The organism is Dyella sp. (assembly GCF_051954575.1).
In the GTDB taxonomy this organism is placed as follows: Bacteria; Pseudomonadota; Gammaproteobacteria; order Xanthomonadales; family Rhodanobacteraceae; genus Dyella_B.
This window is the reverse complement of record NZ_JBQCHP010000169.1, coordinates 1-15,832: the sequence shown is the minus strand read 5'-3', so window position 1 is coordinate 15,832 and position 15,832 is coordinate 1. Positions and strand designations below refer to the sequence as shown.

Below are 15,832 nucleotides of genomic sequence, written 5' to 3'. Positions count from 1 at the left end.
GCGGTCAGCATCCTTGCTGCCAGACGCGAACATTTGGCGGGACGCGAGCGCGTAACAAGTGACGAGCATCCGGCGAAGCTGAAGCGCGAGGCGCGGGCAGCACAGCGGTTCGCCTCGGCAAACATTTTTAAAGCATTGGCGAAAGAGTGGTACGCGAGCAAGGTCGCTGCCAAAAGTTGGACTTAATCTGGCCGTCAGCGCACCAAGCAATTGGCGTCAGCGCAACAGCCCGCTTTTTGCGATTTGCGCGGATATTGCCGCGAAAAAGGTGTTTCGTTGGACTGGTTGATTTTTGGCATCGGCGATATGCGGCTAGGGGTCCGCGCCGAAACCTCACGCAACAAGGATCAGGCAGAAGCCCAGCTTGTTCAGAATCCGGCGGCTGAGCGTCTTTCGCAATTTGTATTGGTGGGCGATCAACCGCACACAGGATGAAATGATCTGGCTGGAGCAGCAGTTCAAGCGGGCCGTGCCGGAATACGGCGAGTGGATGGCGAACCCGGCGATCGTCATTTCCTAATCCATCCGTCGAGCAAAGCCCGCAACGGTGGCATGCTCGCTACGCCACCTTTTTATCGTTGCTGCTACCCCATTGCTTGAAGTCCATGCCGCGAATTTTGTTTGCGGCGATGCGCCCTTCCAGGATCGACTTTGCGGCATCGTTCACGAAGAAGCGAGGTCACGACGGAACGCTTGAACGCCCGGACTTTTCACGCGCGTTCAATAATCAGATTTTGGAAGCGGAGGCATGCCCCCTGGTCTCGCCGAGCTAATGGTGGCCATCCAAGCTTTGCAAAGGGACGGAAGTTCGATATGCGTCGTTCCGACCTGCGACTCCTGGAGCTCATTGAAGCGGTTGAGAAGTTCCTTGTGTTGTCGCGTGAATGATTCGTCCAAACTTCTCACTGCCAAGTACAGGCACGCTTCTGCACCTACTGCGGTTCGTTCGCGCTCAAATGCATCCCGTGACTCGCCGTCAACCATACCCAGCGATGCATGCGTAGATTCATGAAGCGCTATTGTGGCGGCGAAAAAAAGTGCCGCATCTGCATCGTTATCGATACAGGGCGTCCAGTAAGTTAAGTGATATTTGCGGCCTGTGAGTAACGACACGTTGTACCGGGTCGCGCGAATGTCGTTGCCAACGATATGCATGTCGGTTTGGCCCTTTGATGGAAAGCCGCCGCTATAGTCCCATAGCTTAGCTAGAGCATCTGACAATAATCGCTTGGCTGTGGGTGATGCTCGGCATTCGCTCTCCGCACCAATATTCAATGTGTAGCTGCCTATTCCGTTCCGCTCGAACAGAAATTCAGGGGCATTGGGCTGTAAGTGGGTTTTTCGGCCGGGCAAGTACGTGCCAGCTACCGATACCGTAAAGCCAGGCCATCGGAACACGGACGTGTTATAAGCCGTCGAGACCTCCTCGTTACGGCGTTCGGCTTTCTCGACCTTAGAAAACGCCACCTTTGGACTTCTAAAGTTGACTGTGCACGCGGATACGATGAGGGCCGCGAGAAGAACAGCCAACCATCGGATCATGAGCGCATTCCCCGTTGAGAGTGGGCTGCGAGCGAGCTTTGTCGCAGCCCACAGTTCTTAATTACTGAGGGGTCGCCAGCGGGCACAACTCTACACAAGAACTTAGGCTCCAAAAAGAGCCTTGGGCCGGGGTAAATGGGGTGGCGCGGCGTATCCGCAGTTCGCGCAATCGACCGCCCTCAACGAGAGCGATTTCAAATCCTCGTTTACGCGCGAGGAATTCGAAGCGGTGGTGGAGCGCGCGAAGGAATACATCCGCGCCGGCGACGTGTTCCAGGTAGTGCCTTCGCAGCGCCTGAGCGTAGGTTTCAATGCGCGCCCGGTGGATGTGTACCGCGCACTGCGCGCGATGAATCCTTCGCCCTACATGTATTTCGTGGACCTGGGCGATACGCAGATCGTCGGGTTATCGCCGGAAATCCTTGCGCGCCTCAAGGACGGCAAGGTGGTCGTGCGCCCGATCGCCGGTACACGCAAGCGGTGCGACAAACGCGCTATCGCCGCGTGGCCTTGAGCTGCGGTGACACGGTGCTCTCCGATGCCGACAACTGGTGCGTGCCTGCGCGCCTTACCGCAGCCATGAACCAGCAGCTCGACACCTCCGCGTGTGAAGAGTCAAAAACAGGTTGTCGACTCTTTCTTAACTTTATACACGCCACACTGGCATTGGCCTGAATTATCTCCACGTATTTTTCAGTCGAATAGCTGCTCTATGCATACTGTTTTTTATTCGGCCAAATCATCGCTACAATCACACGGAAAGGAGCGAAAAATGAGTGACGCGGCGAATGGCATAGATAATAAAATGGCGGTCGTTAAAAATGCCGATATGTCGGAAGACATGCAGCAGGAGGCGATTGGTGTTGCAACGCAGGCGCTCGAAAAATTTAATATAGAAAAAGATATCGGAAACTACATTGCAAGAGAGTTCGATAAAAAATATGAGCCAGCTTGGCAATGCATTGTGGGAAGAAATTTTGGATCCTATGTCACGCATGAAACTAAGCACTTCATTTATTTTTATCTAGGTCAGGTTGCTATTTTATTATTTAAAAATTAGAGCATATCGAAGCAGGGCTGATCACGTTCCGCAGTGAATCTGTCAACTGAACGGTACAACTGAGTTATCACAGCGCGCAACGGCACGGCTTCTTCGCGGACATGATCTGGAAGCTCTGCTAGGCGGGCTTCCAGTGATGGACGGACTTCCGGTTCCTTGACGCCTCCTGGCTGGCCACGAACATGGCGTTGATGGCGGCATCATCTTCGGGAAGATATGCCGGTTGCGGTGTATTTGCACATGTTCAGTAACGTGATCGCGTTGGCGGTGTAAATCACTTGCGAATCTTCCCGGCATGAACTGGAAGAAGGAAATGATGCCGTCTCAATTTCCGCGCCACAGTCGCACGACCGCTTTGTATTGTCGCCCCCATTCGGTCTTCAAAGCACCAATTCCGTGGCGGCTTGCTCGACGGTAGCGGAACAGTGCATACGCTGAAGTGCGGCGACCACCGCCTTGGCGTCCTTGCTGGTGACATGGCGCAAACTGGCGCATTGCGAATGCATGCTTCTTACGTCAGAGCTTTTCTTACGGATGGCTTGAGCCAAGTAGGCTCTTCTGACAAGGTCAGGCGCTGCGAAGCTCGCGCACGTTCTACATGCCATGCATTGCTGAATGCTGCGGCGTCGCGACATAGGCCGGTACAATGATCAGAATCCGCTCTGCGGATGGTCATTCGTTACCTGGGTGCTTTGCGTTTGCCTGGATTGCGATTGATATAAATATTTAAAATCAGTGAGTTGAACGCGCATGTTGCTAATGATCGACAACTACGACAGCTTCACCTTCAACCTCGTGCAGTACCTGGGCGAGCTGGGGCAGGAGGTGCGGGTGGTGCGCAACGATGCGCTGGACGTGGCCGGCATCCGTGCGCTGCGGCCGTCGCACATCATGATCTCGCCAGGTCCGGGCACGCCGGACGATGCGGGCGTGTCGCTGGCGGTGCTCAAGGAATTGAGCGGGGAGATTCCGGTGTTCGGCGTGTGCCTGGGGCACCAGGCCATTGGCCAGGCCTTTGGCGGCAAGGTGGTTCGGGCCAAGCAGATCATGCACGGCAAGACCTCGCCGGTGCGCCACCTGGGCAAGGGCGTGTTTGCCGGCTTGCCCGATCCGTTCGAGGCCACGCGCTATCACTCGCTGGTGGTGGAACAAGCCTCGCTGCCCGATTGCCTGGAAGTGACGGCCTGGACGGAAAACCCGGACGGCTCCATCGACGAGATCATGGGCCTGCGCCATAAGACGCTGGCGGTGGAAGGTGTGCAGTTCCATCCCGAATCGATTCTTACCCAGCATGGTCACGACCTGCTGCGCAATTTCCTCGGCCTGCCGCTGCAAAAGCTCGCCGCATGACGGGGCGGGTCATCACCATCACACCGCAGGAAGCCTTGCTGCGCACGATCGAGCATCGCGAGATCTTCCACGATGAAATGATCGCGCTGATGCGCCAGATCATGAGCGGCGAGGTGAGCCCGCTGATGACGGCGGCGATCATCACCGGCCTGCGCGTGAAGAAGGAAACCGTGGGCGAGATCACCGGCGCGGCGCGCGTGATGCGTGAGCTGTCGGCCAAGGTGGACGCACCGGCGCATCCTTATTTTCTCGACATAGTCGGCACTGGCGGTGATGGCGCATCCAGTTTCAACATCTCCACCGCGTCGATGTTCGTGGCGGCTGCGGCGGGCGCGCGCATCGCCAAGCATGGCGGGCGCAGCGTATCGTCCAAGTCGGGCAGTGCGGATGTGCTCGAGGCGCTCGGTGCGTGCATCGATCTTTCGCCGGCGCAGGTGGCGCAATGCATGGTGGAGACCGATATCGGCTTCATGTACGCGCCCAATCATCATCCGGCGATGAAGGTGGTGGCTCCGGTACGTAAGGAAATGGGCGTGCGTACGCTGTTCAATATCCTAGGGCCGCTCACCAATCCGGCCGGTGCGCCGAACATCCTGATGGGGGTTTTTCACCCGGATCTCGTCGGCATCCAGGTGCGCGTCTTGCAGGCGCTGGGCGCGCAGCATGCCCTGGTGGTATGGGGGCGCGACGGCATGGATGAGATTTCGCTGGGCGCCTCCACCCTGGTGGGCGAGCTGCGCGACGGTGAAGTGCACGAGTACGAGGTGGAACCGGAGGATTTCGGCCTGGCCATGGCTTCCAGCCGCAATCTGCGCGTGGAGAATGCCGAGGAGTCCAAGCGCATGCTGCTGGATGCGCTGGACAACCGTCACGGCGTGCCGCATGACATCGTCTGCCTTAACGCCGGCGCGGCGCTGTACACCGCCGGGTTGGCCGGCAGCATCGGCCGCGGCATCGAGCTGGCCCGGGCCACCATCGCCAGCGGCGCGGCTCGTGCCAAAATGGACGCATTCGTGGCCACCACCCGGCGGCTGGCGGATAGTTGATACTAAGCCCAGCCGCTGCCTTACTCCTTTTCTTCAGTGCCAATCACCGTCCATGACCGACATCCTTCAACGCATCCTTGCCCGTAAGGCGGAAGAGCTCGCCGAGCGCAGCGCCAAGTTGCCGCTGAAGGAGCTGTCCGCGCGCGTGGCCGACATGCCCGATACACGCGGTTTCGCCGCCGCCATCGAGGCCAAGATCGCCGACGGCGACGTGGCGGTGATCGCCGAAGTGAAAAAGGCCAGCCCGAGCAAGGGCGTGATCCGTCCGGAATTCGATCCGGTAGCGATTGCGCGCAGCTACGAGCTGGGCGGCGCAGCCTGCCTGTCGGTGCTGACCGACAAGGATTTCTTCCAGGGCAGCGAAGCGTTCCTGCAGCAGGCGCGCGCCGCGTGTTCGCTGCCGGTACTGCGCAAGGACTTCATCATCGATCCCTACCAGGTGTACGAGGCGCGCGCGATCGGTGCCGACTGCATTCTGCTGATCGTGGCTGCGCTGGGCGATGCGGACTTGCTGGAACTGTCATTGCTGGCTGCCGAATTGGACCTGGACGTGCTGTGCGAAGTGCACGACGCCGAGGAACTGGAACGGGCCCAGGCCGTGCCGGTGCCGCTGATCGGCGTCAACAACCGCAATCTGCGCACCTTCGAAACTTCGCTGGAAACCACGCTCGAACTGCAGCAACTGATGGAATACGACCGCATCCTGGTCGCCGAGTCGGGTATCCACACGCCGGCGGACGTGGCGCGCCTGCGCGAAGCGGGCATCAACGCATTTCTGGTTGGCGAGGCCTTCATGCGCGCCGTCGAGCCGGGACAGGAATTGAAGCGGCTGTTCAATACGCACTGACCATGGTTACAGGGGAATCCATCCACACGCCGGTGCAAGCCGGTGGCGACGCCAGTGCGTCACGTACGGTGCTGTTCGATTTCGATGGCGTGCTGTTCCAGGGCGATGCGTTCGAGTTGTTCATCCGCCATCGTTACGGCTCGCCGATACACAAAGTGCTGGCCGCGATGACCATGCCGTGGTGGCTGCTGTGCGGCGTGTTTTCCCGCCGGTTGGCGGAGCGGGCGCTAACGCACATCGCCCTGTGCGGGCTTGGCGCGCAGGGTTATCAAGCTGCGGTCGAGGCGTTTGCCGATCAACTCGTACGCCGTCCGCGCCAGTTCTATCGCGATGGCTTGATCGCGCTGCGCCGGCATCTGGCCGATGGCGATGACGTCATCATCGTTACCGGGTGCGAGCGGACGCTGGTGACGCGTTTGCTCAGCCAGCTTGGCCTGCCGAAGCTTTCCATTGTCGCCAGCCAGCTCAGGCCTGGCCTGTTCGGCATGCGCGTGCACGTGCACAACGTCGGCCGGCGCAAGGTGCAGAACCTGGCCGCCAAGGGTGTGCAGAGCTGGCGCGTGGCGTACACCGATTCCTTCCAGGACCTGCCGATGCTCAAGCAGGCCGGCGAGGCGGTGCTGGTCAACGGCACGCCCAAGCTGTGCAAGCGGGTGGAGAAGGCGCTGGGCTGCGCGGTGACGCGGGTGGCGTGGTACTGATGCCTGGATGCGTGCGGCGCCATTCGTAGATTGGGGGGGGGCAAACCCCAACATTTCGCACGCATCGACATGACGGCGTTGGGGTTTGCACTCCAACCTACGCCTCCTCTCCCGCGGGGGAGGAGGCACAAACCTCAACGCGTGCCGCGCACCACGATGGTCTTGCCCGACACGTCGATCATGCCTTGCTCTTCCAGCTGCTTGAGCACGCGGCCGACCATCTCGCGCGAGCAGCCCACGATGCGGCTGACTTCCTGGCGGGAGATGCGGATCTGGGTGCCTTCGGGATGGCTCATCGCGTCCGGCTCCTGGCACAGGTCCAGCAGGGTGCGGGAGATGCGGTTGGTGACGTCCATGAAGGCCATGCGGCTCACCTGGCGCGAGGTGCGCAGCAGGCGGTGGGTGAGCTGGGCGCCGATGGCGAATAGGATCTTCGGGCACTCCTCGCGCAGCGGACCTTCCATCAGCTGGAACAGGCGCTCGTAGCTGATCTCGGCCATTTCGCAGGGGCTGCGGGTGCGCACCATCGACTCGCGCTGCGCCTGCTCCACGAACAGGCCCATCTCACCGATGAACTGACCGCGGCTGATGTAGGCCAGGATCAGCTCCCGGCCCTGCTCGTCTTCCGTGCAGACGGCCAGCGAGCCCTCGATCACGTAGTAAAGCGTGTTGGCGGGGTCGCCGGGACGGATGATGGCGGTCTTGCCCGGGTAGCGGCGGCGGTGGCAGAGCCCCAGGAAACGTTCCATGGAGGCCGGGTCGGGCGCAAAGCCGAGCGGGGCCTGTGAACGTTCGAAGGCCTGTTGTAACTGGTATTTCAGTTGCACCACAGAAGTTTTCCCCAAGTTTGGTCCTAAGGGCCGCCTCATCCGGCGACCGGATCTGAAACTAGACGCATCCTGTGCGACTTTCGCATTATGGCAAAGTCATGGGAAGCGGAGGGATGTCCGAAGGTATTCCCTCATCTGTCGCGTGATGGCTCCGGCAAGGCGGGCTACGGATGCTCTGATCTATTCCACGCACCCGGCATGATGTCCAGAAGGTTCGCAGGGTGTGTTGCGCAGCGCAAGGCAGACTGGCCGTCTGTTCCTCGCTCCTCAAGGCCGGGCACATCCATGTGCCCTCCCCGCGTGCAAGCCGCGCATACCGTGCGGTGACGGGTACGTGGAATAGATCAGAGCATCCCTTGAGCCCGGGTAAGGCGGCCCGGCCTGCGTCGAGGTTCTGTTTTCATCCAAATTGCCGCATACTTCGCAGTCTTCCGGACGGCGGCGCTCCCTTTGCCATCGTCCGTACACAAGGGGCGTGCAGGATAAGGGTCCAGCATGCCTTTCTAATCAGCGGGGACCCTTGTAGCTAACCCGCCTCACCTGTCGGCCGTGACCCGGCCATGGAGTGTCGCCGTGGTGAAACCCCTCCCGCGCCTGCGCCTGCAGGGCTTCAACAACCTTACCAAAGCCCTGAGCTTCAATATCTACGACATCTGCTACGCCGTGTCGGAAGATCAGCGCCAGCGCTACATCGAGTACATCGACGAACAGTACGACGCCGATCGCCTCACGCAGATCCTCACTGACGTGGCCGAGATCATCGGCGCGAACATCCTCAACGTGGCCCGCCAGGACTACGACCCGCAGGGTGCGTCCGTCACCATCCTCATTTCCGAGGAGCCGGTGGTGGAGAAGCTCGGCCGCGACACCATTTCCGACGCGGTGGTGGCGCACATGGACAAGAGCCACATCACCGTCCACACCTATCCGGAAACGCATCCGCACAACGGCATCGCCACCTTCCGCGCGGACATCGACGTGGCCACCTGCGGCGTGATCTCCCCGCTGAAGGCGCTGAACTACCTGATCGACAGTTTCGAGTCGGACATCGTGGTGTGTGATTACCGCGTGCGCGGTTTCACGCGCGACGTGAAGGGCAAGAAGCACTTCATCGACCACAAGATCAACTCCGTGCAGGACTACCTGGCCCGCCACATCCGCCAGAAATACGAGATGTTCGACGTGAACGTGTACCAGGAGAACATCTTCCACACCAAGATGCACATCAAGGACTTCGATCTCGACACATATCTGTTCGAGGCGCACGCGGACGATCTGTCGTTCAAGGAGCGGCAGAAGATCGAGCAACTGCTGCGCCGGGAAATCGAGGAGCTGTTCCACGGACGCAACCTGATGTGACGAAAAAACCCGCCGAAAGGCGGGTTTTTCGTGCTTCCGCTCCCCGCCGGGAGAGGATTGAGGTGAGGGGCCAAGGCTTGCCTTGAACAACAACCCGCCGCCCCGGCGAACGCCGGGGCCCGGCGTCTTATCAACTAGACCCGATAAGCCACCGTCTTCATCACCATCGACGTCGCATGCATCATCTGCGGAATCGGAAACGGCAGCGCAATGCCGCCACGTTCCCGCGCGTTGCGTGCATGCCGCACTTCATCTTCCTGCATCTGTTTGAGCACCGCGCGCGAGCGTTCGTCCTGGGCGGGCAGCTTTTCCAGGTGATCGGCCAGGTGCGCTTCCACCTGTTTCTCGGTTTCCACTACAAAGCCCAGGCTGATCTTGTCGCCCGCCAGTGCTGCCAGCGCGCCAATGGCATAGCTGCCTGCGTACCACAGCGGGTTGAGCAGACTGGGACGGCTTTCCAGTTCGTGCAGGCGCTCGGCGCACCATGCGAGGTGATCGGTTTCCTCGGCGGCGGCGTCTTGCAGATGTGCGCGGTTTTCGTCCTTGCGGGCGAGCGCGGCCTGTCCGTCGTATAGCGCTTGCGCGCACACTTCGCCGGTATGGTTCACCCGCATCAGGCCAGCGACGTGGCGTCGCTGCGGGTCGTCCAGCTCGGTTTCGGCGAAGTGGTGCGCGGGCGAGGCGCGGTGGGCTTCCGGCGCGCCGGCCACGGTTTCAAGTGCGCGCTCGATGCCGGCGAGCAGGCGATCGAGCGGAGTAAATGTGCGTACGTTCATGACGGTATCCATTGCTGCGCGAGCAGGGTCAGCGGGTGCAAGGTCGGCAGGGTGGAGCCGCGTTGGTCCAGCCCGGCCGCCAGATGCAGGCGGCAACCGATATTGGACGACAGAAGCCCATGCACATCCAGTGTGTCCACCTGTGACAACGCGATTTCCCGCAATTGCGCGGCGCGCCCGGGAAACTGCAGCACGTGGCTGCCGGCCGCGCCGCAGCAATAGGGCGCTGCGGACAGGCGCTTCAGTTCCAACTGGGGGATCCGCTGCAACAGCTGCAGCAGCGCCGCATCGCTGCGCGCCACGTTGGCCTGGCTGCACGGTACGTGCAGGGCCAGCCGGGCGGGCAGGGGGCTGAACTGCAAGCCATCGATGCGCTCGGCCAGCAGGCGGTAGGGATCGTCCACGCGCACCTCAGGCAGGGTGCGGCGCAGCGTACTCAGGCAGCCCGGCGTGACGGTGACGAGGTGATCTGCACCCATGCCTGCCCATGCTTTTCGCACACGCACAGCGGCGGCTTCGGCATCGCGTGTCGCACCATCATGCAGATCCAGCGCCCCGCAGCAGAAAGCCGGCAGGCGAACAACACGATAGCCAGCCGCTGCCAGCAAGATTTCGGCGGCGCGCTCGGCCTCCGCATCCTGCACGCTGGCCGTACAGCCAGGGAACAGCGCCACACTCACACTCTCTCCCCTGCTCGGCAGGGGAGGGCCGGGGTGGGGTTGCTTGGGCTTGCGGGGTGCGCCAAGTCCAAGCGTTTTGACGATGGTAGTTGTCTGGCCGCTATGTCCCCGCAGCAGTGCCAAGGCGGTGCGCCAGGGTGCATATTTCTTGCCCGGCAGCAAACGGCCCAGCCATAGCGGCGCAGCGGTCCAGCGATCCAGTCGTTGCAGCCACCGATTCAAACCAGGCCGTTTCGCAGCCTCGAGCAACAGCCGAGGCCGCTCTGGCGCCGGCCCGAGCAGCGCTCGCGTCTCCACCAGCAGCTCGTCATACTTGACGCCCGCCGGGCAGACCCGCTGGCAATTGAGGCAGCCCAGGCAGTGATCCAACGGTTCGCGTAGCGCCGCCGTAACGGAAACCTGCCCCCGCGCCAGCGCCGCCGCAATGGCGATCCGGCCTCGTGGGGACTCGGCTTCGTTGCCGTCCAGGGCATAGGTGGGGCAAACCGGCAGGCACAGGCCGCATTGCACGCACTGGTCAGCCAGCGCGGCAATCCGGTGGGGGTTCTCAAGAGGCATGTGGATCATGCTATCATTCTCAACTCGCAACCCCACCGTGGGCTTGCGCGATAGATGAAAGCTTCGCTATCATCTCGCGCCTTTATTCACCGATTCCGCTTACCGCCCCTGTGGCGGCAGACAGGTATTCCGAAATGAAAACGTTCAGCGCCAAGCCGGAAAGCGTCAAGCGCGACTGGTACGTGGTTGATGCCACGGACAAGACGCTCGGTCGCCTCTCGACCGAGATTGCGCGTCGCCTGCGCGGCAAGCACAAGCCCGAGTTCACCCCGCACGTGGATACCGGCGACTACATCGTCGTGATCAACGCGGAGAAGGTGGCTGTCACTGGCGCCAAGCTGGACGACAAGATGTACCACCGCTTCACCGGCTACGTCGGCAACCTGAAGACGACCAGCCTGAAAGACCTCCTGGCCACCCATCCCGAGCGCGTGATCGAGATCGCCGTCAAGGGCATGCTGCCGAAGAACCCGCTGGGCCGCGCCATGTACCGCAAGCTCAAGGTGTACGGCGGCGCCGAACATCCGCATACCGCCCAGCAGCCGCAGGCGCTGGAAATCTAAGGATTTATATGTCGATTCAGCAGAATTACGGCACCGGCCGCCGCAAGACCTCCGCAGCTCGCGTGTTCCTGCGCAAGGGCAGCGGTCAGATCGAAGTGAACGGCAAGACCTTGGACGAGTTCTTCGGCCGCGAAACCTCGCGCATGATCGTGCGCCAGCCGCTCGAACTCACCCAGAGCGCTGACAAGTTCGACATCAAGGTCACGGTCGCTGGTGGCGGCATCACCGGCCAAGCCGGCGCAATCCGCCTCGGCATCGCTCGCGCCCTGATCGAGTACGACGAAAACCTGAAGCCGCAACTGCGCAAGGCCGGCTTCGTGACCCGCGACGCCCGCGAAGTCGAGCGTAAGAAGGTCGGCTTGCACAAGGCCCGTCGCGCCACCCAGTTCTCGAAGCGCTAACCCTCGCCCGAGGCAGCACTTCGACCGTCCGGTGCACCAGGTCAGAGCGCACCGCACGGCCCAGGTATTGGGAGATCGTCTAACGGTAGGACAACGGACTCTGACTCCGTTTATCTAGGTTCGAATCCTAGTCTCCCAGCCAAACAGATTTCCGAGGTTGTCCAAGGAAATCCAGGAAGTCAAAAAACCCCGCGTAAAAGCGGGGTTTTTTGTTGCTTATTGTCCAGAGTTGTCTCGTTGCATCCTGCTGGCGGTATGTAGCAAAGTGCGTAGCACGAAATTCAAGACGGCCCGAAAAGCTACACAGTCGGGATGTTTTTTCGCACTCGGTACTACACATGCGTTCGCAACTAACTGATATAAAAATCAAAAACGCTAAGCCTCGGCCGAAGAAATACACCATGCCGGCAGGGGGCGGCCTGACACTGCTAGTCATGCCCGAAGGCGCCAAGTATTGGCGACTCCGCTACCGCTTCGGTGGCAAAGCCAAGTGGATATCGGTGGGACGCCCTTACCCGGAAACTTCTTTGAAAGATGCCAGTGCTGAAGCAGTTCGTTTGCGCCAATTGATTGCCGAGGGTATCGATCCCGCAGAGCGTCGTGTAGTTCAAAGGCTGGCGCAGCGACAGCGAATGGCAAATACCTTCGGTGAAGCTGCTGAGGCGTGGCATCTGTACCGAAAAGCCGCATGGAAGCCACGCACGGAGGCGCAAGTGCGCGAGTATCTGGACAAGGATTTGCTGCCATCTCTGCGCGCCCGGCCGCTGGATGCGATCAGTGCACCGGAGCTGGTAACGCTGGTGGCGGGTATCGAGCACCGCGGTGCCTTCGATGTTGCGAAAAAGGTTCGCCAGTGGCTAAAGGCGATTTACAGCTATGCGCGCGCAATGGGCTGGACAGAAAAAGATCCGACCCGCGATCTGCTGGCGGTGAAGGGAGTTGCTCCACCACCCAAGAACTTTCCCCATTTGGAGCCAGATCAACTACCTGCGTTCCTGCAAGAGTTGGCGAAAGTTACCAGTGCGCCTACGGTGAAAGGGTGCGCCATGCTGTCCGTGTGGCTAGGTAATCGTCCGGGTGTAACGAGAACCTTGAAATGGACGGAGTTGGACCTGGATGCCGGGTTGTGGGAGATCGCACAGGGGCGCGAATTACAGAAACGCGGCTATAGGCATACAACGCCGTTGCCGCGCCAAGCCATTGAGATGCTACGTGAATTGCACAAGTTAACCGGGACGTTTGAGCACGTGTTCATCGGGCGCAATGATCCGTCCAAGCCCTTGAGCGATGGTGCAGTCAACAACTTATTCAAGCGGATGGGTTACAGCGGCAAGCAGACTGCACATGGTTTTCGCCATGTTCTTTCTACCTGCATGAACGAACTGGGCTATGAGTCGGACTGGATCGAGCGCCAGCTTTCGCACGGTGATCCCGATGCAATACGTGGGACGTACAACAAGGCGGTGTATCTCAATCCGCGCCGTGTGATGCTACAGCGCTGGGCTGATATCGTTGACAGGATGCAGGCGGGCGAATCATGGGCGCAGGTCCAGTCGTCGTTAGAAACAGACGAAAGTGAGCATGTGGTGGTGGCCTTCCAGCGCAAGATAGGCTGATGTATTTGGCTGACCATCGCATTCAAGCGCAATGCGGGACCAGTATTCCACTTGCTCTATACCCGGATGGAGTTGGTCTGTGGTGTATACCGCTTGAGCCCGCGCGAGCAACCTATTTGCAAGCGCGGGTATGCGTGTATGGCGGGGTGATAGTAAGTCCGCCACTGCACGCGATTGATGCGGAATTGCAAAGGGCTGGGGTAATTGATCATCCCAGCCGGAAGGTCGCTGCGACGACAGAGAGAGGGACTCGATCTCTACTTCATATCACTTTTCACAGTGGTCAGGGATGCCCATCTGACACTTTTGATAATGCTGCGTCGAATAGTCGTCCCATTGTTGGTCGGTCATGATGGCAGTACCACCGCTATATAGATGGACTCGATACATTCCACCACCTAAAGGCTGTGGCACATCTGGATGCGCTTTCCGAAAAGCTGCTACATCGGCTGCGGTCATTGGACGTGCTTCGACAGGTTTGGCTTGAATGGGCGAAGCAGTCAGCACAGGCGCGGAATCCATTTGGTATTCCTTCGGGAGGATGTTGTTGCATGAAGTCATCGTCCCTTGCTTGATGAGAATGTTGCACTGATTTCTGATAACGCCCCAATATGTTTGCTCGGTTAAAGCCCGTGCTTCTTTTTTTGTTCTAACATTCTTTGACTCGAACGAAGTGATCTCCCACTTGAGCGAGCCATCGGGCATTTGTCGGAAAGTAACTACCCCCAACTTGCCGAACATTGCAACTCCTACGTCATTGTACAAAGTCTGCATAACGACTCCGTCTGGGATCACCTTGTTCAGATCACCAAGGACGTGTATGCGTGGGTCATTTGTACGCAACGCCTGGTCCCATAGCGCCAGGACGCCTCTGAGGTCGGATACGTGCGCCACAACAAAAGCATTGTTACTAGCATCTTGCTGAGCAGCTTGTTGCTGACCCGCCTGAGTTTTTGCTGCCCACTGTTGCATATATTGTTCTTCCGTCTGATGCGGCGACTCCTGCGGCGCAATTGCGGTAATACCGCCTGTGCTCAAACCCTCCTGTGCCCAGGCCGAAGCGGCTCCCAATGTGGCAGCCAGAACAAAAAATATCTTTCTCATAGCCTCTCCCTATCCCGAGTAACGATTCGGCTTCATTCCGACCTGACGCGCCGATTGGACATGCATGCCTGATTGAGTGGTGCCCACGTGACGCGTGGGTGCTCAAGTAGGTACTGATTGGGTCGGCGTCGCCGTACTAAATAGTCCGTTTTGGACTATTCCAGAACGGACTTTAGCTTGGCCTTGCTCCCTACAGCAAGATGCCATGGCACGTTCGACTCACCACGCTGACTATCAGCTGTTTCTCGCGCTACTGCGTGAAGCGCGTGAGCAAGCCTGCCTTACTCAGGTGGAGCTGGCGGCGAGGCTGGGAGGCACCCAAACTTTCGTGTCGAAGTTCGAGCGTGGGGAGCGTCGCATTGATCTCATCGAGATGATCGAGATCAGCGAGGCTATGGGTGTACCCCCAGAAGCCTTGCTTACAAAGTTCCTAGCCGAGAGGCGGAAGGCGCATAAAGTGACCTCCCCGGCCAAGAAGCTTTCAAAGAAAGTGCTCGGCAAATGATTAACCATGCAGCTCGTCCCTGATGACATCTTCATAAGCTGCAACAGCATCCAGGGCCGATTCATATCGTTTCGTAGCTGATGATCGGAGCTAACGGGGTCTTTTCTTGCAAAGGCATATGAGGGCGTGGATTGATGCGTGAGGAAGAGCCAGGTAACTTGGAATGGTTCAGCAGGGCTTGGCTAGATACCCTTCGCAATCTTTCCGCTAAGGGCGACTACTCGGAAGGCCTGAGACTTCACGAGGAATTAGCAGTACATCTAAGTGATGCTGCCGTTACCGGACGTATTAATCGAGGCATTGCTGAGCTGCTGCGTGACATGCACGCTACCATAGCTAGGGGTGATGACGTCAGCGCCGCATTGTCTTTGCGAAAACCGCCACATGCCCCACGTGCGGCGTTTTCCCTGAAGATGAAGATTTATCATTTCATCGAAGATTTGCTGCCCGAGCACACGGACTTATCTTTGTCTAAAAAATACGTGATGGCCTCAAAGAAATTTGGGTTGTCGGAACCACGTGTTAAAGCGATATATCTAGAGGTACGAAAAGCCTATCGCGAAGCGAAATCGAACCGGGATTAAAAAGCCCCCGCTGTTTTCAATCCTTTCCTCATTTATACCTTAAGCATCGCCTGAGCTCAGGCCGTCACCCGAAACAAAAGGGGGCGCAACTTAGGAGATGCGATGAATACACACCCTATTGCCGTTACTGGCACCCTGAACTATGCCGCGTTACTACCTTCTACAGGCTTCGACGTCCCCCCGATTTTGAGTAGCACAACGATTTGGAGTCCAATCCCCCAACTGAAGGAGATTGGACGTGAAAAAGCGTTTCAGCGAAGAACAAATCATCGGCTTCCTGCGTGAGGTGGACGCCGGCATGCCGATCAAG

General features: G+C 59.2%; 18 protein-coding genes, 1 tRNA gene and 3 pseudogenes. 16 read left to right on the top strand and 6 right to left on the bottom strand.

Annotated features, from left to right (window positions below; genetic code table 11):
* Positions 1 to 186 (top strand): hypothetical protein (locus ACTHNE_RS20015; protein ID WP_440270137.1); only part of this gene is annotated, 186 nt, incomplete at its 5' end.
* Positions 187 to 364: 178 nt separating this feature from the next.
* Complete coding sequence (locus ACTHNE_RS20010) at positions 365 to 520, top strand: hypothetical protein (protein ID WP_324946661.1); 156 nt, start codon at positions 365 to 367, stop codon at positions 518 to 520.
* Between the two features lie 200 nt (positions 521 to 720).
* On the opposite strand, the gene ACTHNE_RS20005 is transcribed toward ACTHNE_RS20010, so the two are convergent.
* The gene (locus tag ACTHNE_RS20005) at positions 721 to 1,542 is read right to left on the bottom strand and encodes a hypothetical protein (protein ID WP_324946659.1); all 822 of its coding nucleotides are present in this window, start codon (positions 1,540 to 1,542) and stop codon (positions 721 to 723) included.
* A 127-nt stretch (positions 1,543 to 1,669) separates the two neighbouring features.
* On the opposite strand from ACTHNE_RS20005, the pseudogene ACTHNE_RS20000 reads away from it, so the two are divergent.
* Both ACTHNE_RS20000 and ACTHNE_RS19995 read left to right on the top strand, forming a co-directional pair.
* Positions 1,670 to 2,023 (top strand): annotated as a pseudogene (locus ACTHNE_RS20000) (chorismate-binding protein); the annotation flags it as partial.
* Between the two features lie 291 nt (positions 2,024 to 2,314).
* Positions 2,315 to 2,602, top strand: a complete 288-nt coding sequence (locus ACTHNE_RS19995; protein ID WP_324946657.1) for a dynein light chain — start codon at positions 2,315 to 2,317, stop codon at positions 2,600 to 2,602.
* A gap of 118 nt (positions 2,603 to 2,720) precedes the next feature.
* Here the strand turns inward: ACTHNE_RS19995 and ACTHNE_RS19990 are convergent.
* Positions 2,721 to 3,108 (bottom strand): annotated as a pseudogene (locus tag ACTHNE_RS19990) (transposase); the annotation flags it as partial.
* Positions 3,109 to 3,352: 244 nt separating this feature from the next.
* Here ACTHNE_RS19990 and ACTHNE_RS19985 point away from each other — a divergent pair.
* The 4 genes from ACTHNE_RS19985 to ACTHNE_RS19970 are packed head-to-tail and all read left to right on the top strand — an operon-like array spanning position 3,353 to position 6,546.
* On the top strand, positions 3,353 to 3,952 hold the full coding sequence (locus ACTHNE_RS19985) for an anthranilate synthase component II (RefSeq protein ID WP_324946653.1): 600 nt from the start codon (positions 3,353 to 3,355) through the stop codon (positions 3,950 to 3,952).
* On the top strand, positions 3,949 to 4,998 hold the full coding sequence (gene trpD / locus ACTHNE_RS19980; RefSeq protein ID WP_440270136.1) for an anthranilate phosphoribosyltransferase: 1,050 nt from the start codon (positions 3,949 to 3,951) through the stop codon (positions 4,996 to 4,998). Before ACTHNE_RS19985 ends, trpD begins: the two co-directional genes overlap by 4 nt.
* A gap of 52 nt (positions 4,999 to 5,050) precedes the next feature.
* A complete protein-coding gene (trpC, locus tag ACTHNE_RS19975) occupies positions 5,051 to 5,845 on the top strand; it encodes an indole-3-glycerol phosphate synthase TrpC (protein WP_440270135.1) in 795 nt (264 codons plus the stop codon).
* A 2-nt stretch (positions 5,846 to 5,847) separates the two neighbouring features.
* On the top strand, positions 5,848 to 6,546 hold the full coding sequence (locus ACTHNE_RS19970; protein ID WP_440270134.1) for a haloacid dehalogenase-like hydrolase: 699 nt from the start codon (positions 5,848 to 5,850) through the stop codon (positions 6,544 to 6,546).
* A gap of 134 nt (positions 6,547 to 6,680) precedes the next feature.
* Here ACTHNE_RS19970 and crp read toward each other — a convergent pair whose 3' ends face one another.
* Positions 6,681 to 7,415 carry a cAMP-activated global transcriptional regulator CRP gene (gene crp / locus ACTHNE_RS19965; protein ID WP_440270133.1) on the bottom strand — a complete coding sequence of 245 codons (735 nt, stop codon included), beginning with the start codon at positions 7,413 to 7,415 and terminating at the stop codon, positions 6,681 to 6,683.
* A gap of 534 nt (positions 7,416 to 7,949) precedes the next feature.
* Here crp and speD point away from each other — a divergent pair.
* On the top strand, positions 7,950 to 8,735 hold the full coding sequence (gene speD, locus ACTHNE_RS19960) for an adenosylmethionine decarboxylase (protein ID WP_126685269.1): 786 nt from the start codon (positions 7,950 to 7,952) through the stop codon (positions 8,733 to 8,735).
* 134 nt (positions 8,736 to 8,869) lie between these two features.
* On the opposite strand, the gene coq7 is transcribed toward speD, so the two are convergent.
* Entirely contained in the window at positions 8,870 to 9,523 is a 654-nt protein-coding gene (gene coq7 / locus ACTHNE_RS19955) for a 2-polyprenyl-3-methyl-6-methoxy-1,4-benzoquinone monooxygenase (RefSeq protein WP_414649753.1), read from the bottom strand.
* Positions 9,508 to 10,749 (bottom strand): (Fe-S)-binding protein, encoded by a 1,242-nt coding sequence (locus tag ACTHNE_RS19950; protein WP_440270132.1) that lies wholly within the window; start codon positions 10,747 to 10,749, stop codon positions 9,508 to 9,510. Before ACTHNE_RS19950 ends, coq7 begins: the two co-directional genes overlap by 16 nt.
* 134 nt (positions 10,750 to 10,883) lie before the next feature.
* Here ACTHNE_RS19950 and rplM point away from each other — a divergent pair, with 134 nt between their 5' ends.
* The 4 genes from rplM to ACTHNE_RS19930 all read left to right on the top strand — a co-directional run bounded on the left by rplM (position 10,884) and on the right by ACTHNE_RS19930 (position 13,329).
* Positions 10,884 to 11,312 carry a 50S ribosomal protein L13 gene (gene rplM, locus ACTHNE_RS19945; RefSeq protein WP_192678755.1) on the top strand — a complete coding sequence of 143 codons (429 nt, stop codon included), beginning with the start codon at positions 10,884 to 10,886 and terminating at the stop codon, positions 11,310 to 11,312.
* 8 nt (positions 11,313 to 11,320) lie between these two features.
* Positions 11,321 to 11,713 carry a 30S ribosomal protein S9 gene (rpsI, locus tag ACTHNE_RS19940; protein WP_324943686.1) on the top strand — a complete coding sequence of 131 codons (393 nt, stop codon included), beginning with the start codon at positions 11,321 to 11,323 and terminating at the stop codon, positions 11,711 to 11,713.
* A 68-nt stretch (positions 11,714 to 11,781) separates the two neighbouring features.
* Positions 11,782 to 11,855, top strand: a tRNA-Gln gene (locus ACTHNE_RS19935).
* A gap of 196 nt (positions 11,856 to 12,051) precedes the next feature.
* Positions 12,052 to 13,329: a tyrosine-type recombinase/integrase gene (locus ACTHNE_RS19930; RefSeq protein ID WP_440270131.1), complete on the top strand. Its 1,278-nt coding sequence runs from the start codon at positions 12,052 to 12,054 to the stop codon at positions 13,327 to 13,329.
* A 267-nt stretch (positions 13,330 to 13,596) separates the two neighbouring features.
* Here the strand turns inward: ACTHNE_RS19930 and ACTHNE_RS19925 are convergent, their stop codons facing one another.
* Positions 13,597 to 14,433: a hypothetical protein gene (locus tag ACTHNE_RS19925; RefSeq protein ID WP_440270130.1), complete on the bottom strand. Its 837-nt coding sequence runs from the start codon at positions 14,431 to 14,433 to the stop codon at positions 13,597 to 13,599.
* A gap of 205 nt (positions 14,434 to 14,638) precedes the next feature.
* On the opposite strand from ACTHNE_RS19925, the gene ACTHNE_RS19920 reads away from it, so the two are divergent.
* The 3 genes and pseudogenes from ACTHNE_RS19920 to ACTHNE_RS19910 form a co-directional block, all read left to right on the top strand.
* On the top strand, positions 14,639 to 14,938 hold the full coding sequence (locus ACTHNE_RS19920; RefSeq protein WP_440270129.1) for a helix-turn-helix domain-containing protein: 300 nt from the start codon (positions 14,639 to 14,641) through the stop codon (positions 14,936 to 14,938).
* Positions 14,939 to 15,072: 134 nt separating this feature from the next.
* The gene (locus tag ACTHNE_RS19915; RefSeq protein WP_440270128.1) at positions 15,073 to 15,522 is read left to right on the top strand and encodes a hypothetical protein; all 450 of its coding nucleotides are present in this window, start codon (positions 15,073 to 15,075) and stop codon (positions 15,520 to 15,522) included.
* A gap of 238 nt (positions 15,523 to 15,760) precedes the next feature.
* A pseudogene (locus ACTHNE_RS19910) lies at positions 15,761 to 15,832 on the top strand (transposase); the annotation flags it as partial.

Bases quoted from the DNA above. Each gene is read 5' to 3' on its own strand.
- ACTHNE_RS19930 (WP_440270131.1), top strand. From the start codon at position 12,052: ATGCGTTCGCAACTAACTGATATAAAAATCAAAAACGCTAAGCCTCGG.
- ACTHNE_RS19985 (WP_324946653.1), top strand. From the start codon at position 3,353: ATGTTGCTAATGATCGACAACTACGACAGCTTCACCTTCAACCTCGTG.
- trpD (WP_440270136.1), top strand. From the start codon at position 3,949: ATGACGGGGCGGGTCATCACCATCACACCGCAGGAAGCCTTGCTGCGC.
- coq7 (WP_414649753.1), bottom strand. From the start codon at position 9,523: ATGGATACCGTCATGAACGTACGCACATTTACTCCGCTCGATCGCCTG.
- ACTHNE_RS19915 (WP_440270128.1), top strand. From the start codon at position 15,073: ATGCGTGAGGAAGAGCCAGGTAACTTGGAATGGTTCAGCAGGGCTTGG.
- rplM (WP_192678755.1), top strand. From the start codon at position 10,884: ATGAAAACGTTCAGCGCCAAGCCGGAAAGCGTCAAGCGCGACTGGTAC.
- ACTHNE_RS19920 (WP_440270129.1), top strand. From the start codon at position 14,639: ATGGCACGTTCGACTCACCACGCTGACTATCAGCTGTTTCTCGCGCTA.
- ACTHNE_RS20005 (WP_324946659.1), bottom strand. From the start codon at position 1,542: ATGATCCGATGGTTGGCTGTTCTTCTCGCGGCCCTCATCGTATCCGCG.
- crp (WP_440270133.1), bottom strand. From the start codon at position 7,415: ATGAGGCGGCCCTTAGGACCAAACTTGGGGAAAACTTCTGTGGTGCAA.
- ACTHNE_RS19995 (WP_324946657.1), top strand. From the start codon at position 2,315: ATGAGTGACGCGGCGAATGGCATAGATAATAAAATGGCGGTCGTTAAA.
- ACTHNE_RS19925 (WP_440270130.1), bottom strand. From the start codon at position 14,433: ATGAGAAAGATATTTTTTGTTCTGGCTGCCACATTGGGAGCCGCTTCG.
- trpC (WP_440270135.1), top strand. From the start codon at position 5,051: ATGACCGACATCCTTCAACGCATCCTTGCCCGTAAGGCGGAAGAGCTC.
- rpsI (WP_324943686.1), top strand. From the start codon at position 11,321: ATGTCGATTCAGCAGAATTACGGCACCGGCCGCCGCAAGACCTCCGCA.
- ACTHNE_RS19970 (WP_440270134.1), top strand. From the start codon at position 5,848: ATGGTTACAGGGGAATCCATCCACACGCCGGTGCAAGCCGGTGGCGAC.
- ACTHNE_RS19950 (WP_440270132.1), bottom strand. From the start codon at position 10,749: ATGCCTCTTGAGAACCCCCACCGGATTGCCGCGCTGGCTGACCAGTGC.